Genomic DNA, 15,288 nt, shown 5'->3' on the forward strand with positions numbered 1-15,288 from the left:
AAATATGAAATTAATTTGAAAATTTCGGAAAGCGGGATGAAATATGAAGAAAGTTATTTTAAGAGGATTTTTTTATAAAAACTTAGGTGATGATTTATTTTATCATATGATTGTACAAAGATATCCTAAAACTAAATTTTATTTACCAGTTATAAATAAATATAAAGATGCATATAATGATGAAATAAATGTCAAAATAATAAGTTTAAATAAAGTAGTTCGTGTAGTTAATAAATTATTAGGTAAGATAAATCCATTATTAGATATTTATAATTTATTTGAAAAGTACTCGGATTTAGTTGTACTAATAGGAGGATCTTTATTTCAAGAAAAATCAAGCGATGGATCGGATATAGAGCGTTTGAATGAAATGCCGGGAAAGAAAAAACCACTGTATATATTGGGAGTTAATTTTGGGCCATATAAGACACAAACATACTTAACAGAAGTTAAACATTATTTAGTTAAAGCTAAAGATATATGTTTTAGAGATGAGAGTTCATATAATTTATTTAAAAATTTAGATAACACTAGAGTAGCTACAGATATCATTTTTGGTATTGAAGAACTTATTCCTCCAAGTAAAAATAATTCTAAATTATGTGTTATTTCTGTTATAGATTTTGCAAGAAATTCAACTCTTTTAAAATATAAACAAGTTTATATAAATTTCATTATACAATGTATAGAGAAGTATTCTGAAATGGGGTATACAGTAATGTTAATATCATTTTGTAAAATGGAGGGAGATGAAAATGCAATTAAAGAAATTATAGAAAAATGCGATGAGAATTATAAAGATAAGATTGAGGTTTGTTCATATTATGGTCAAAATTGGAAGGATATAGTACAAACTATGAGTAGTGCATCTTGTATCATAGCTACACGTTTTCATAGCATGATTTTAGGGTTAGTTTATGGTGTTCCGACTTTGCCAATCATATATAATGAAAAAAGTCTAAATGTTTTAAGAGATTTAAAGTGTGAAGATTGTTGTGTAAGACTCGAAGATTTAGATACATATGATTTAGATAATATTAAATTTGCAAAGGTTGCTGATATAAATAAAGTAAAAATGCAATCAGTTAAACAATTCAAGGCACTTGATAAATTTTTGAATTAGAAGTATAAACTTACAATTAAAATATAGTAAATAAATTTTTTATGTATATTATACATACTAAATCAATAAAAAATGTTTTAATTAGACATTAATTTTATGAATTTAGCTGTATTAGGAAGGAATATATGGAAGAGAGAATTAAGAAAAAAAATACAGATTTATTTAAAGGAATGATAATTTACTCAATTGGAAATTTTGGAACAAAAATATTATCTTTTTTAATTGTTCCATTATACACATATTATATAACTACTGAAGATATGGGAACATATGATTTATTAATTACAACAGTTAATTTATTAATTCCAATTGTAACTTTACAAATTAGTGATGCAGCATATAGTTGGATGATGCGTGAAAAAGGAGTTAAAGATATTTGTATTAAATCAACCTTTCAGGTTTTAATATTTAATACCATTATTTCATCTTTAGTTATTATTTGTATTAATCAAATTTTTCCTATCCCATATTGTATGGAACTTATTTTAGTTTTAGCATCTTCAAATGCATTAACTATCGCACAAAAACTTTTAAGAGGTTTAAAAAATCAAAAGTTATTTGCTTTTTCAGGAATATTTTATACTTTTATATTTCTAATGCTAAATTTTATACAAATATGTATATTTAATTTAGGTGTTAAAAGCCTTTTTACTAGTGCAATAATAGCTAATATTTTATCATTATTGATTATTTTGTTATTAGAAGGTAGGTTGAGAACATCTTTAATAGATACAATAGACTTAAATTTGATCAAAAAAATGTTAAGATTTTCAGCACCATTAATTGCTAATCAATTAAGCTGGTGGGTAATTAATTCTTCTGATAGATATATTATTACTTTTTTTCTTGGAAAAGTAGCTAATGGTATATTTGCTATATCATATAAATTTCCAACTATTTTAGAAATAATATTAAATCTATTTAATACGTCTTGGCAAGATATATCTATAGTGGATGATATAGATCAGGGAACATATTATGGTGGGATTTTTAAACAGTTATATAGGTTTTCGTTTATGATTTTATTGCCATTAATTCCGATTACTAAAATTGCAATAAAATTAATTGTAGAGAATAGCTATAAGTCTGCAGCTAACTATATTCCATTTTTATATTTAGGAACAATATTTCTGGCATTTTCAGCGTTTTATGGTGTAGGATACTTAAGAAGTGGAAATACGAAACAAGCTTCATTAACAAGTATATATGGAGCAGTAGTTAATGCCATAGTTAGTTTAGGTTTAATTAAATTTATTGGATTACAAGCAGCAGCAGTTTCAACATTTGTAGGTTTTTTTGTTATATGGTTAATTAGAGAAAAGCATAATAGAAAAGAACTTGGAATAGACATTGATACAGTTGATTTTTTAAAATATTTTATTCCAATTTTAATTTTTTGTATAATATCATGCTTTTCCAATATGTATATTGATATAATATTTGCTATATCAGGAACAGTAATTTTTATAGTTGTTAACATAAGATATATATGTTATTTATTTAATTATTTATTGAAATTTTTAAGAAAAAATTAATAAGTTTTAGATATAAGAATAATGAATTCGTTATTTAAATTAATCTAAATTAAAGGGGAAAAGTATTTGTAAATTATATAAATTTATTGTTTAATGTTAAAAAATAATGAGAAAAGAGTATAGTTTAAGCAATATAAAATATTTTATAACAAATGATTAATATTTTTATAAAATAATTTGATATACAATTTAAAAATTAAGAAGTTAAGAGGGGAAAAATAGATATAAGTTTAATAGGAATGCCAATATTTTATGGATCAGATATTAAAGGTGTTGAAAAAGCACCAAATTTTTTGGAGAGTATGGATTAAATAATATCTTAGAAAAATATAATAAAATATATGATATGGGAAATATTTATGTAAATAAATATTATTCTGAGAATAAGTTTATGGAAGATGATATATGTAAATATTTAAGAGAAATACGCTTGGCAAATAATTGTTTAGCAGATAATGTATTTTTATCATTAAGCAGTGGAAGGTTTCCTTTAACAATAGGATGAGATCATTCCTTGGGATTAGGAACTATAGCTGGAAGTGCTAAAATGTTCAAAGATGACCTAACTGTAATTTGGATAGATGCACATGGAGATTTTAATAACAAAAAGACAACACCAAGCGGAAATATACACGGTATGCCATTAGCTGCATCATGTGGAATAGGATTAGACAGCTTAAACAATATTTATTTTAATGAAAATAAAATAAAGAAAGAAAATGTTTATATATTATGTGCAAGAGATTTAGATAAAGAAGAAAGTATTTTATTAAAAAACAATAATATTAAAGTATGGTCTACTAATGATATCCTGAAAATAGGAATTAATAATATAATTTTAAATATAATTAATGATATTGATTTAAAGAAAATTAATAATATACATATAAGTTTTGATATAGATTGTATGGATAGCAAGATAGTACCTGGAACAGGAACTCCAGTTAAAGGTGGAATAACTTTGAGCGATGCAAAAAAGATATTAACGTATATATTTGAAAGTAAAAAGGTAAAAGCGCTAGATTTTGTTGAATTTAATCCGGAACTTGATGATAAGAATATTACATTAGATAATTGTTTAGATTTAATAAATTTAATAGGAGAATTAATTTATAGATATACTGGTAAATAATTGAAATGATAGGGGAAATATATAATGAATAAAAAAATACGAAAAGCGATAATACCAGCAGCAGGTCTTGGTACAAGGTTTTTACCTGCAACAAAGGCTCAACCAAAGGAAATGCTTCCTATAGTTGATAAACCAACAATTCAATATATTATAGAAGAAGCTATAGATTCAGGAATAGAAGAAATACTTATAATAACAGGAAGAAGTAAGAAATGCATAGAAGATCATTTCGATAAATCAGTAGAACTTGAATTAGAACTTTCAAAGGCAGGGAAGAATGAATTACTTGAATTAGTAAGAGATATATCAGATATGGTAGATATACATTACATAAGACAAAAGGAACCTAAAGGACTTGGACATGCTATACATTGCGCAAAGACTTTTGTAGGGGATGAACCTTTTGCTATATTACTTGGTGATGATATTGTATATAATGATGAAAAGCCATGTTTAAAGCAACTTATTGATTGCTATGATGAGTATAAGACAAGTATTCTTGGAGTTCAAACTGTTCCAGAAGAAAATGTATGCAAATATGGAATAGTTGATGTAATAGAAATAGAAGATAGAGTATGTAAAGTTAAAGGATTAGTAGAAAAGCCAAAGGTAGAAGAGGCACCATCTAATGTTGCAATACTTGGAAGATACATAGTTACTCCTAAAATATTTGAAATTTTAGAAAGAACAAAACCAGGTAAAGGTAACGAAATACAACTTACAGATGCATTACTTGAACTTATAAACGAAGAAGCTATGTATGCTTATAACTTTGAAGGAAGAAGATATGATGTTGGAGATAAACTTGGATTTTTAGAAGCAACAGTAGAATATGCATTAAGAAGAGAAGATTTAAGAGAAGGATTTACTGATTATTTAAAGAGTATATTATAAATAACAGGATATTAAATACTTAACTAAATTACTGCCTCAAAGGTATGATATAGGTTATTATCTATTCATAACTTTGAGGCATTTTTTATACTATATTTAATAATAGTAGGAGCTAATTTAGAAAAAAATATAATGGAAAATACTACATTTTTTTATCGGTTAAATAATCTAAAGTATAAGAAATTAACTAAAACTAATATTTTTGTCACTTATAAGTAATAAGATACCATTATAATTAATAATAGATATAAAAAGGGGATTATTAATTATGAGAAGTAATAGAGAAAGCAAAAATATAAAATCAAAAAATAGTTTTAAAAATCAACTATATATAATAGTAGGAATAATTTTTTCAGTAATAATAAATGATAAATTAATCTATCCTATATGGTTTCAGAAACTTAAATATGAAAATAATATAATTATTAAAATATCATTTATAAGTTTAGTAGCATTTACAATATATATAGGTTTAAATGTATTGATAGATAAAGAAAAAATCTCTAAATATATAGATGGCTTTATAATAGTATATATATTATTTTTAATAGCAATAACGTTTTTTAAAGCAAAACTAAATTATCATTCATATACAATAAATCCAATAGATTCACTTACGGAAATAAAATGTGATATATTGGGTGGAATAATAAATATTTTTGGAAATATTTTTATGTATGTTCCTATAGGAGTATATATTAAAGAAAAGCTTAATCCAAGAAATAAAATAGCAGTATTGTTTTTTATTATATATATAGTTTCTGTAGAAATTACTCAAGCATTAACAAAAACAGGTACATTTGATACTAATGATATAATAATGAATACTTTAGGATTTACTATTGGACTTAGTATTTATAATAAGTATAAAAAGATTTAGTAGGTTTATATATTAATAAGGATTCACTTAAATTTTAGGTGAATCCTTTTTATATGAAAATAATGTTAACATAAAATTCACCTAATATTATTAAAGTTTATTATAAAATATTAAATGTACAATATGGACAAAAAGTTATAAACATCAATTATAAGAGGTGGTAAAAATAAGTACTAAAACTAAAAAAATAGTAGCAATAATAATAGTAATATTATGTGTCATTACTATAGCTTCAGAATTAACAATTGAAATGATAAATAATAAGGCTAAGATTAAGGCTGAAGAAGAACTTAAGAAATCATTAGCAAAAGGGGATGATAATGATAACAATCTTAAGGAAAATGAAGAAAATAAGAAAGCTGAAGAGAAAACTAATGATATAAGTAAAGACGATTCTGATAAATCTAAAGAAGCAGAAAAGCCAAAGAAAAAGGAAGAAAACAGTTTAGATAGGACTTTACCTATATATAAAGTTTATGCATCATCAGTATTAGAAGATGGAACTGGAGTAGATTATAGTCCATATAATCTTATTGATAGAAAGAGTAATACAATATGGGCTGAAGGGATAGAAGGCCCTGGAATAGAACAATTTATAAGAATTGATTTTAATAAAGACAAGGTTGTAAAAAAATTATACATAATAAATGGATCTGCTAAATCTGAAAGATTATATTATGCTAACAATAGAGTTAGAGTATTAAGATTAGATTTTGGAGATGGAGAGATCAAAGATTTTAAATTACAAGATGGAGTAATGGGAGAGCAGGAAATAGATTTAGGTAAAGGAATAAAAACACCTTATGTAGGAATGACTATTTATGATGTTTACTATGGAAACAAATATGATGATACATGTATATCAGAAATAAGAGCTGTTGGATACGATCCAGATGAAAAATTACAAAGTGCAAAAATTTAAAAAAGAAATTATAAAATTTCCTCTTTGAAAATATTTACATAAAGCGAGTACCTAATATATAATCTTATATATATGGTAAAAGGGAGATGGTTTATGTGAATGTTAAAAGTAAAGTTATAGACAATTATAATGGCAAAGATATTATAGAATATACTTTGACAAACGAGAATAATATTAGTATCTCTATATTGAATTTAGGTGGAATTATAACAAATATTACTACACCAGATAGAGATGGCAATTTAGAAAATATAGTATTATCTTTTGATGATTTTAAAAATTATTATACTAATCCATCATACTATGGAGCTATAATTGGTAGAACTGCTGGAAGAATTGATAAAGGTGAAGTAACTATAAATGGAAAGCTATATAAGCTTAATAAAAATTATGGGGTAAATTCAGGACATGGTGGAAATGTAGGTTTTGATAAAAAAATATGGGATGTAAAAGAATTTCATAATGAAGAAAGCTTAGGTGTAGAGCTTAGTTTAGTATCTAAAGCTCTAGAAGAGAATTATCCAGGTGATTTAAAGGTTAAAGTAATATATGAATTAAATAATAAAAATGAGTTTTTCTTTAAAGTATTTGGAGAAACAAATGAAGATACTTTAATGAATATTACAAATCATAGTTATTTTAATTTAAGTGGAAATTATAAGAGAGATATATTAAATCATAGTTTAAAAATTAATTCAGATAGCTTTTTAGAAATAGATGAGAATGGTGGAGTTACAGGAAAGATTATTAAAACAAATAATACTCCATTTGATTTTAATGAGTTTAAGAAGATTTCTAAAGATATAAATTCAGAAGACTATCAAATAAAATTAGGAAATGGATACGATCATCCATTTTTACTTAATGAAGAAAAAGAAATTATTTTAAAAGATGAAGAGAGTGGAAGAGTATTAAAGGTTGAAACTAATCAAGAAAGTGTAGTCATTTATTCAATGAACTATTATAATGATTTAAAGCTTAAAGGAGATATAACTCCAAAAGAAAGAATGGCAATATGCTTAGAGACACAAGCACCACCAATTGGATATAATGAAGCTTTTAAAGAAATGTCATATCTAAAAAAAGAAGATAAATATTCTAAATATACAAAGTATACATTCTTAACAGAATAATATAAAAAGTAATACCACTAGGAAAATGGTACAACCCATTAGATTCCTAGTGGTATTTTTATTAACTATTAAATATAAAATCGTGTAATTCTTCAGTTTCTGCTTTAAGGTCAAAGTTCATATAATAAACTCCTTTAAGCATCATACCTTTTTCATGATTATCACAAGGTACTTTACGTTCTATCATTGAAGAAGCATTAGTACTTAAAACATCTTTTCCAAGTGATAAAAACTCAGTTGTTGAAATGTTAGTTGTAACATATGGTAGTAATTCATCTAAAAGTTTAGGATAGTCTGTTGCAGGCATAGCCTTAACTTTTTTAAACACACCTTCTAATATTGTTCTTTGTCTTTGAGTTCTTCTTTGGTCTCCACCATCATATCTAATTCTGCAATATGCAAGAGCTTGGATTCCATTTAATGTTTGTTCTCCAGTTTTAGTTATATGAGAAGCATTAGTTTTATCAATTCTATTTAAATTATCTATATAACCATTTATATATTTTAAATCTCCAACTGTAATATCAACAGGTATTCCACCTAAAGTATCTATTATTTTTGGAAGTGAAGTAAAGTTTACAGTTATAAATTTATCAAGTGCTAAATTAAAATTAGTATTTAAAGTATTTAAAGCAAGTTCAGGACCACCATAAGCGTAAGCATGAGTAAGCTTTGTCATTCCATGACCTTTAACATCTACATATGAGTCTCTCATTATAGAAGTAAGCTTAACTTTATTATGCTTTTTATCAATAGTAAGAATCATATCAGCATCAGATCTACCGGCTTGTCCTTGAGGAGCATCTACACCAAATAATGCTATATTTATTATTCCATCTTCCTTTGATTCATTAGCTGCATCTTGCTCAATTCCTAAGTTGTCTTTATTAAGTTCCACATGATTGGTCTTACTAACTAAGTGGTAAACATATCCCATTCCACCAGCTATAAATATTATTGCAATAATTACAATTCCAATAACAACTTTTTTCCATGTAGCCATTTTCTTTTTAATCTTAGGTGTATTATTTACATCCCCCATAAAAAATCTCCTTTCAAATATGGTAGGTAATAAAGGTATTACCTAATGTTTTTATCTTTAAGTATTTAATATATCGCACTAAAGCGTATACAAGAAAATTTTATCATTACTAATATATAATGTAAAGTTAAGGAAATATTAATAATAATACTTTAAATAGTTTAAAATTTCCCTTTTAAAGAGAAAGGAATATTACATATAAAATATGTTTTTTGTAACAGTTAAATATATAATTAAGTTATAAGAAAGAAAATGGAATAGTATAAGCAGTGAAAATGAGGTTATATATATGGAATTAAACAAAGATTGTATACGGATATTACAGTATCTCATAGAAAGAGATGATTATGTTGAAATAGAAGAAATAGCGAAAGAATATAAAGTTACTAATAGGGCAATTAGATATAAAATAGATAAAATTGAAGACTTCTTAGTTAAAAATGGATTTGATTATTTAGATAAAAAATATAGAAAAGGAGTCAAGGTTTCAAATGACCCTAAGTTAAAGAAGTTTGTACATAAATTTGCAGGAGAATATACTCCATATAAATATGTATATTCAAAAGAAGAAAGATTTGAATATATGTTATTAAAGCTTTTGCAAGCAAGTATTGCTATAAAAATAAAATACTTTGAAGAGAAGTTATGTGTATCAAGAAATACTTTATTAAAAGAATTAGATTATATAGGCAACTGGCTTAAAAAGTACAATTTAGAGCTAATAAGAAAACCAAAGGTTGGGTTATTAGTTAAAGGTGATGAGATAGATAAAAGAAATGCAGCAGGAAATATATTATCAAAGACAATTTCATCAGAAGATTTATTAAATTATGTTTCAAGAAAAACGATTCAATCAAAAATTAATAATCTTCAGTTTGATACGTTATTCTCAGATATTGATATAGATTTTATAGATGGATTAATAAAACGTGCTGAATTTGAACTAAAAAGAGAATTTAGTGATGAAGCATATGGGGGACTCATTACCCATTTAGCAATAATGATTAAAAGAATTCAGCTTAATAAGAGCATTTATTTACCTAATGTAAATGAGGATTTTGTTCTTGAAACAAAGGAATATGAAGTGGCTAAAGGAATAATAGCTAAAATAGAAAGTCACTACAATATAAAAGTTCCAAAAGAAGAAGCTAATTATATAGTTATACATCTTTTAGGGGCTAAAGTTTTAAAAGATAGTATTGATTATGATAGTAAATATGAAGAAAGTGATCTTTATAATGTTATAAATTCTATGACTGAGTATATAGAGACATTTTATAATATAAGTTTTAATGAAGAGAGAAAGGGGCTAATAGAAGGACTTATTCTTCATTTAAGACCATCTATTTATAGAATTAAATATGGATCAAGACTTGTTAATCCATTATTTGATGAAATAAAGATAAAACACGAAGAATTATTTAAAAAAGTACAAGTTGCTAGTAAGTACTTAGAAGAATTTATAGGATCAAAGCTTGGTGAGCATGAAGTATCTTATATAGTGCTTCATTATGCAGCTGCTCTTAGACAATATAATGAAAGAAAAAGTAAAAAGGCAAAAGTTATAATTGTTTGTGGGACAGGCATTGGTACTTCAAAAATGATTGGGGCTAGTATATGTGAAAGATTCCATGTAGAAATTGTAGGAACATATGCTAGTAGAAATATTGATAGAAATTTAATTAAAAATTGTGATTATGTAATCAGTACTATAGATATACCATCCCTTTCAGAAAAAGAGTATATAAAGGTAAGTCCACTTATGAGTGAAAATGATTACTTGAAGCTTGAAAAAAATCTTCTAGGCAAGATCAAAAATGATAAGAAAGATAATGAAATAGAAATTGTTAATCGTATTATGGATACAATAAAAAAACATTGTGCCGTAAAAGATGAAGAACAGTTAAAATATGAAATACTTTATGAGATAAAAAGAAAAGAAGAGAAGAAACCAAAGAAAAAGAAAAAGCTATCATTAATTGATTTTATAAAGAAGGATATGATAGATCTTAAGCTAAATTGCAAAGATTATGAAGATGTCATTATGCATGGAGTTAAGCCTTTAGAAGAAAAAAATTATGTTACAGAAAAGTATGGAAAAGAAATAATAAAAAATTTAAAAGAATTAGGAGCATATATGGTAATTGCACCAGGTATATGTTTAGCTCATGCAGATTTAAAAGATGAGATAAATGAGACTTCAATGAGTTTTATAAACTTAAAATATCCAATTAAGTTTAATAGTGAGTTTAATGATCCAGTAAAGATAGTATTAACATTTGCAACTAAGGATAAAGAATCTCACTTAAATGCATTATTAGAATTTATGGATATTATAAATAACCAATCAGACTTAAAAAAGCTTAAAAGTGCTTCTTCAAAAGATGAGGTTTTAGATATATTTACTAAATATAAAAGAAATTAAAAATTTAAATTTATTTATAAGGAGGAAAAGTATATGAAAAAAGAAGAAATACTAGTTTTAACTGAAAAATGTAAAAAGGTTAGAAGACTTATAATTGAGGAAATACATAGTGTAGGAAAAGGCCATTATGGTGGTAGTCTTTCAATAGTTGAAGTTTTAGTTCTTTTATATAATAAGGAAATGAATATTGATGTTAATAAACCTAAAATGGAAGGTAGAGATAGACTTGTATTATCAAAAGGACATGCAGGTCCAGCACTTTATGCAACATTAGCAGATAAGGGATATATAAAAGAAGAAGATTTACTTACATTAAATAAGGAAAATACACTTCTTCCAAGTCATTGTGATATGAATAAAACTAATGGAATTGATATGACAACAGGATCATTAGGACAAGGTATCAGTTGTGCAGTTGGTATGGCAAAAGCATCAAAGATTAAAAAAGATAACGCATATATTTATTGCATAATTGGAGATGGAGAATGTGATGAAGGACAAGTTTGGGAAGCAGCTCTTGCAGCGCCAAATTTTAAACTTAATAATTTAATTGTATTTGTTGATTATAATAAAATGCAATTAGATGGAATATTAAATGATATTGTGAAAATGGACCCAATTGATAAGAAGTGGGAAGCATTTGGATGGTTTACTCAAACTGTTAATGGACATGACTTGGAAGAGATTCATAATGCTATAGAAAAAGGAAAGAAACAAGATAAGCCTAGTTTAATTGTATTAGACACAATAAAAGGAAAAGGTGTAAAGGTAATAGAAGACTCAGGATATAAGAGCCATAGTATGGGACTTACTGATGAAGAAATGAAAAAAGCAATAGAGGATTTAATGTAGGAGGTATTTATTATGGAAATGAGAAAAGTTTTATGTGATACAATGACAGAACTTATGAGTCAAAATGATAATATAGTTTTTATGGATGCGGATTTAGCAGAAGCTAATGGAACTATGCCACTTAGAAAAATGTTTCCAGAAAGAGCCTTTGATACAGGAATAAGTGAGCAGAATATGGCAAGCATGGCAGCTGGTATGAGTGCATATGGAATGAATCCATATATTTGTACATTTACTGCATTTTCAACAAGAAGAATATGTGATCAAATTGCAATATCAATGAGCTATGCAAAACAAAATATAAAAATAATTGGAACAGATGCTGGTATTGCATCAGAGTTAAATGGTGGAACTCATATGAGTTTTGAGGATATTGGAGTTTTAAGAAGTATTCCAGGAGTTACTATTATTGATGTTTGTGATGAAGTTGAACTTAGAAAAGTTTTAATTGAAACTGTAAATTATGAAGGTGTTGTATATATTAGAATGCCAAGAAAAGAAGTTCCTAAAGTATATGAAGAGGATAATAATTTTGAGCTTCTTAGAGGTAATGTTTTAAGAGAAGGAACAGATGTCACTATATTTACAACAGGAATTATGACAAGTAAGGCATTAGAAGCTCATAAGCTTCTTAAAAATGAAGGAATTAGTGCTGAAGTTGTAGCACTTCATAGTATTAAACCAATAGATAAAGATCTTGTTATTAAGTCACTTAAAAAGACTAAGAGAGCAGTAACTTGTGAAAATCATAATATTATTGGTGGATTATATAGTTCAATTTGTGAAATTTCATGTAGTGAAGTACCAGCTGTTATTAAAGCAATAGGTGTTAATGATCACTTTGGCGAAGTTGGAAGTATGAAATTTTTATCAAATAAATATGGTATGGATAGTGAAGATATAGTAAAGAAATGCAAAGAAGTTATAAACTTTTAATTAGTATATAAGTAAAAGGAAGTGTCTAATGTAAGCACTTCCTTTTATAGTTTAAAGCATTAATTAGAAAATGGTTTATTAGTTCAATATTTCAATTTTAATTTGACATAGAAGGTCATGTAAACCTATTCAAAAACCTTTTTAGAAATAATATAATAAAATCAAGTTAAGGGAATTAACTTAAGGAAATAAAAATTAGTTAAGGGGAAAGGTCATGTTAGGAGAATTAGTCACTCAAGATGTTATAAAAGTAAATGAAAAATGTGATAACTGGAAAGACGCAATAGGAGTTGGAGTAGAACTTTTAGAAAGTAAGGGAATTGTTGAAGATCGTTATAAAGATGCAATAATAAATAACTTTAAAGAACTTGGACCTTATATGGTGATAGCTCCTGGAATTGTATTATCACATGCAAGACCAGAGGGGGGAGTTAATGAGACTGGCATAAGCATATTAACTTTAGATAAACCTTTAAACTTTGGAAATGAACAAAATGATCCAGTAAAATTAGTTGTTACACTAGCAGCTAAAGATAATGAGAACCACTTAGAATTGTTATCTAGTTTAATGGAGATGTTTATGAACACAGAAGATTTAAATGGAATTTTAGAAGCTAACAATCAAAATGAAGTATATAAAATTATACAAAAGTATAATTAAAATATAAAAAGACATAAAAAATTTAAAAAATATAAAGACATATAAAAATAAAAGGTATTTTAGGAGGTAATTGTTATGAAAATATTAGTATGTTGTGGAAGTGGACTTGGAAGTAGTTTTATGATCGAAATGAATATAGAAAAGGTATTAAATGAACTTGGAGTTAAAGGTGTAGATTTAAGTCATTCAGACCTTTCATCAGCAAAAGGAAGTAATGCAGATATATATGTAGGAACTAAAGACATTGCTGTTAGACTAGAAGGATTAGGTGGAGAAGTTGTTTCATTAAACAACATGATAGACATGAATGAATTAAAAGAAAAATTAACTGAAGCATTAAAGAAGAAAAATATTATATAGTATTTAATAAAAATATAGCAGATGCTAAGTCTTAAAATTAGACTTAGCTCTGCACTATACATAATTAAATATTTAATGGGGAGATGAATCAGAGCTATGTTAAAATTTTTACTAGATATATTAAGCACACCAGCAATATTAGTTGGATTTGTTGCTTTAATCGGACTTATATTTCAAAAAAAATCTGTATCTGATTGTATAACAGGAACTATTAAAACAATAATGGGATTCTTAGTACTTGGTGGAGGAGCTACAATTGTTACTGGAGCTTTAGATGCCTTTGGTAAGATGTTTGAATATGGATTTGGAATTACAGGGATTGTTCCAAATAACGAAGCTATAGTCGGAATGGGATTAGTTGATTATGGTACTCAAACAGCACTAATAATGGCACTTGGAATGCTTGTTAATATATTAATAGCTAGATATACTAAGTTAAAATATATATTCTTAACAGGACACCATACTTTATATATGGCATGTATGCTTGCAGCTTTATTAATAGCGGGTGGAATAAATGGAGTACCACTTGTAATAGTTGGATCATTACTTTTAGGCCTTATTATGGCACTTATGCCAGCACTTGCACAACCTGTAATGAGAAAAATAACAGGTGTAGATGATATAGCATTTGGTCACTTTGGAACAGTTGGATATCTTTTATCAGCAGGAGTTGGTAAATTAGTTGGAAAAGGATCAAAATCAACAGAAGAAATGAATGTACCTCAAGGATTAACATTCTTAAGAGATACTTCAGTTGCAATTAGTTTAACAATGCTTATATTATACTTAATAGTTGCAGTTGCAGCAGGTCCTGAATATGTTGAAGGACAATTAAGCGGAGGACAAAACTTTATAGTATTCTCAATAGTACAAGCTATAACATTCGCAGGTGGAGTATATGTAATACTTGCAGGTGTTAGATTAATACTTGGTGAAATAGTACCAGCTTTTAGAGGAATAGCAATGAAACTTGTACCAAATGCAAAACCAGCATTAGACTGTCCAGTTGTATTCCCTTATGCACCAAATGCAGTTTTAATTGGATTCTTATCAAGCTTTGTTGGTGGAATAGTTGGAATGTTTATATTAATAGCATTAAAAGCACCAGTAATTTTACCAGGAGTTGTACCACATTTCTTCTGTGGAGCAACAGCAGGGGTATTCGGTAATGCTACAGGAGGTAAGAGAGGTGCAATATTTGGAGCATTTGCAAATGGTCTTTTAATAACATTCTTACCAGCCTTATTATTACCATCACTAAGCAGCTTAGGATATACAGGAACAACATTTAGTGACGCAGACTTCGGAGTAATAGGTATAATAATTGCAAAGATAGTAGCAATATTTACTCTATAAGATATTATAAGAAAATAAAAGTGACTAAGGTTAA

General features: G+C 26.5%; 14 protein-coding genes. 13 read left to right on the forward strand and 1 reads right to left on the reverse strand.

Annotated elements, in window-relative coordinates; genetic code table 11:
• Nucleotides 1–43 precede the first annotated feature (43 nt).
• The 7 genes from ACZ5TJ_RS03295 (at nt 44) to ACZ5TJ_RS03325 (ending at nt 7,619) form a co-directional block, all read left to right on the forward strand.
• On the forward strand, nt 44–1,123 hold the full coding sequence (locus ACZ5TJ_RS03295; protein WP_464201266.1) for a polysaccharide pyruvyl transferase family protein: 1,080 nt from the start codon (nt 44–46) through the stop codon (nt 1,121–1,123).
• Between the two features lie 125 nt (nt 1,124–1,248).
• On the forward strand, nt 1,249–2,658 hold the full coding sequence (locus ACZ5TJ_RS03300) for a lipopolysaccharide biosynthesis protein (RefSeq protein WP_464201268.1): 1,410 nt from the start codon (nt 1,249–1,251) through the stop codon (nt 2,656–2,658).
• 514 nt (nt 2,659–3,172) lie between these two features.
• Nucleotides 3,173–3,790 (forward strand): arginase family protein, encoded by a 618-nt coding sequence (locus tag ACZ5TJ_RS03305; RefSeq protein ID WP_464201270.1) that lies wholly within the window; start codon nt 3,173–3,175, stop codon nt 3,788–3,790.
• Nucleotides 3,791–3,814: 24 nt separating this feature from the next.
• Nucleotides 3,815–4,684, forward strand: coding sequence for a UTP--glucose-1-phosphate uridylyltransferase GalU (gene galU, locus ACZ5TJ_RS03310; protein WP_464201272.1), 870 nt, complete (start codon nt 3,815–3,817; stop codon nt 4,682–4,684).
• Between the two features lie 268 nt (nt 4,685–4,952).
• Nucleotides 4,953–5,564 (forward strand): VanZ family protein, encoded by a 612-nt coding sequence (locus tag ACZ5TJ_RS03315; protein WP_464201274.1) that lies wholly within the window; start codon nt 4,953–4,955, stop codon nt 5,562–5,564.
• A gap of 157 nt (nt 5,565–5,721) precedes the next feature.
• Nucleotides 5,722–6,486, forward strand: coding sequence for an NADase-type glycan-binding domain-containing protein (locus ACZ5TJ_RS03320; protein ID WP_464201276.1), 765 nt, complete (start codon nt 5,722–5,724; stop codon nt 6,484–6,486).
• Between the two features lie 95 nt (nt 6,487–6,581).
• Nucleotides 6,582–7,619, forward strand: coding sequence for an aldose epimerase family protein (locus ACZ5TJ_RS03325; protein WP_464201278.1), 1,038 nt, complete (start codon nt 6,582–6,584; stop codon nt 7,617–7,619).
• Nucleotides 7,620–7,680: 61 nt separating this feature from the next.
• Here ACZ5TJ_RS03325 and ACZ5TJ_RS03330 read toward each other — a convergent pair whose 3' ends face one another.
• Nucleotides 7,681–8,661 (reverse strand): LCP family protein, encoded by a 981-nt coding sequence (locus ACZ5TJ_RS03330; protein ID WP_464201279.1) that lies wholly within the window; start codon nt 8,659–8,661, stop codon nt 7,681–7,683.
• A 289-nt stretch (nt 8,662–8,950) separates the two neighbouring features.
• Here ACZ5TJ_RS03330 and ACZ5TJ_RS03335 point away from each other — a divergent pair, with 289 nt between their 5' ends.
• The 6 genes from ACZ5TJ_RS03335 to ACZ5TJ_RS03360 all read left to right on the forward strand — a co-directional run bounded on the left by ACZ5TJ_RS03335 (nt 8,951) and on the right by ACZ5TJ_RS03360 (nt 15,254).
• The gene (locus ACZ5TJ_RS03335) at nt 8,951–11,086 is read left to right on the forward strand and encodes a BglG family transcription antiterminator (RefSeq protein ID WP_464201281.1); all 2,136 of its coding nucleotides are present in this window, start codon (nt 8,951–8,953) and stop codon (nt 11,084–11,086) included.
• 33 nt (nt 11,087–11,119) lie between these two features.
• Nucleotides 11,120–11,938 (forward strand): transketolase, encoded by an 819-nt coding sequence (locus ACZ5TJ_RS03340; protein ID WP_464201283.1) that lies wholly within the window; start codon nt 11,120–11,122, stop codon nt 11,936–11,938.
• A 12-nt stretch (nt 11,939–11,950) separates the two neighbouring features.
• Nucleotides 11,951–12,874 carry a transketolase family protein gene (locus tag ACZ5TJ_RS03345; protein WP_464201285.1) on the forward strand — a complete coding sequence of 308 codons (924 nt, stop codon included), beginning with the start codon at nt 11,951–11,953 and terminating at the stop codon, nt 12,872–12,874.
• A 214-nt stretch (nt 12,875–13,088) separates the two neighbouring features.
• Nucleotides 13,089–13,535, forward strand: a complete 447-nt coding sequence (locus tag ACZ5TJ_RS03350) for a PTS sugar transporter subunit IIA (RefSeq protein ID WP_464201287.1) — start codon at nt 13,089–13,091, stop codon at nt 13,533–13,535.
• A gap of 75 nt (nt 13,536–13,610) precedes the next feature.
• Nucleotides 13,611–13,895, forward strand: coding sequence for a PTS sugar transporter subunit IIB (locus ACZ5TJ_RS03355; RefSeq protein WP_039311348.1), 285 nt, complete (start codon nt 13,611–13,613; stop codon nt 13,893–13,895).
• 96 nt (nt 13,896–13,991) lie between these two features.
• The gene (locus tag ACZ5TJ_RS03360; protein WP_464201289.1) at nt 13,992–15,254 is read left to right on the forward strand and encodes a PTS ascorbate transporter subunit IIC; all 1,263 of its coding nucleotides are present in this window, start codon (nt 13,992–13,994) and stop codon (nt 15,252–15,254) included.
• Nucleotides 15,255–15,288: the final 34 nt, after the last annotated feature.

This window comes from Clostridium budayi (assembly GCF_055396605.1).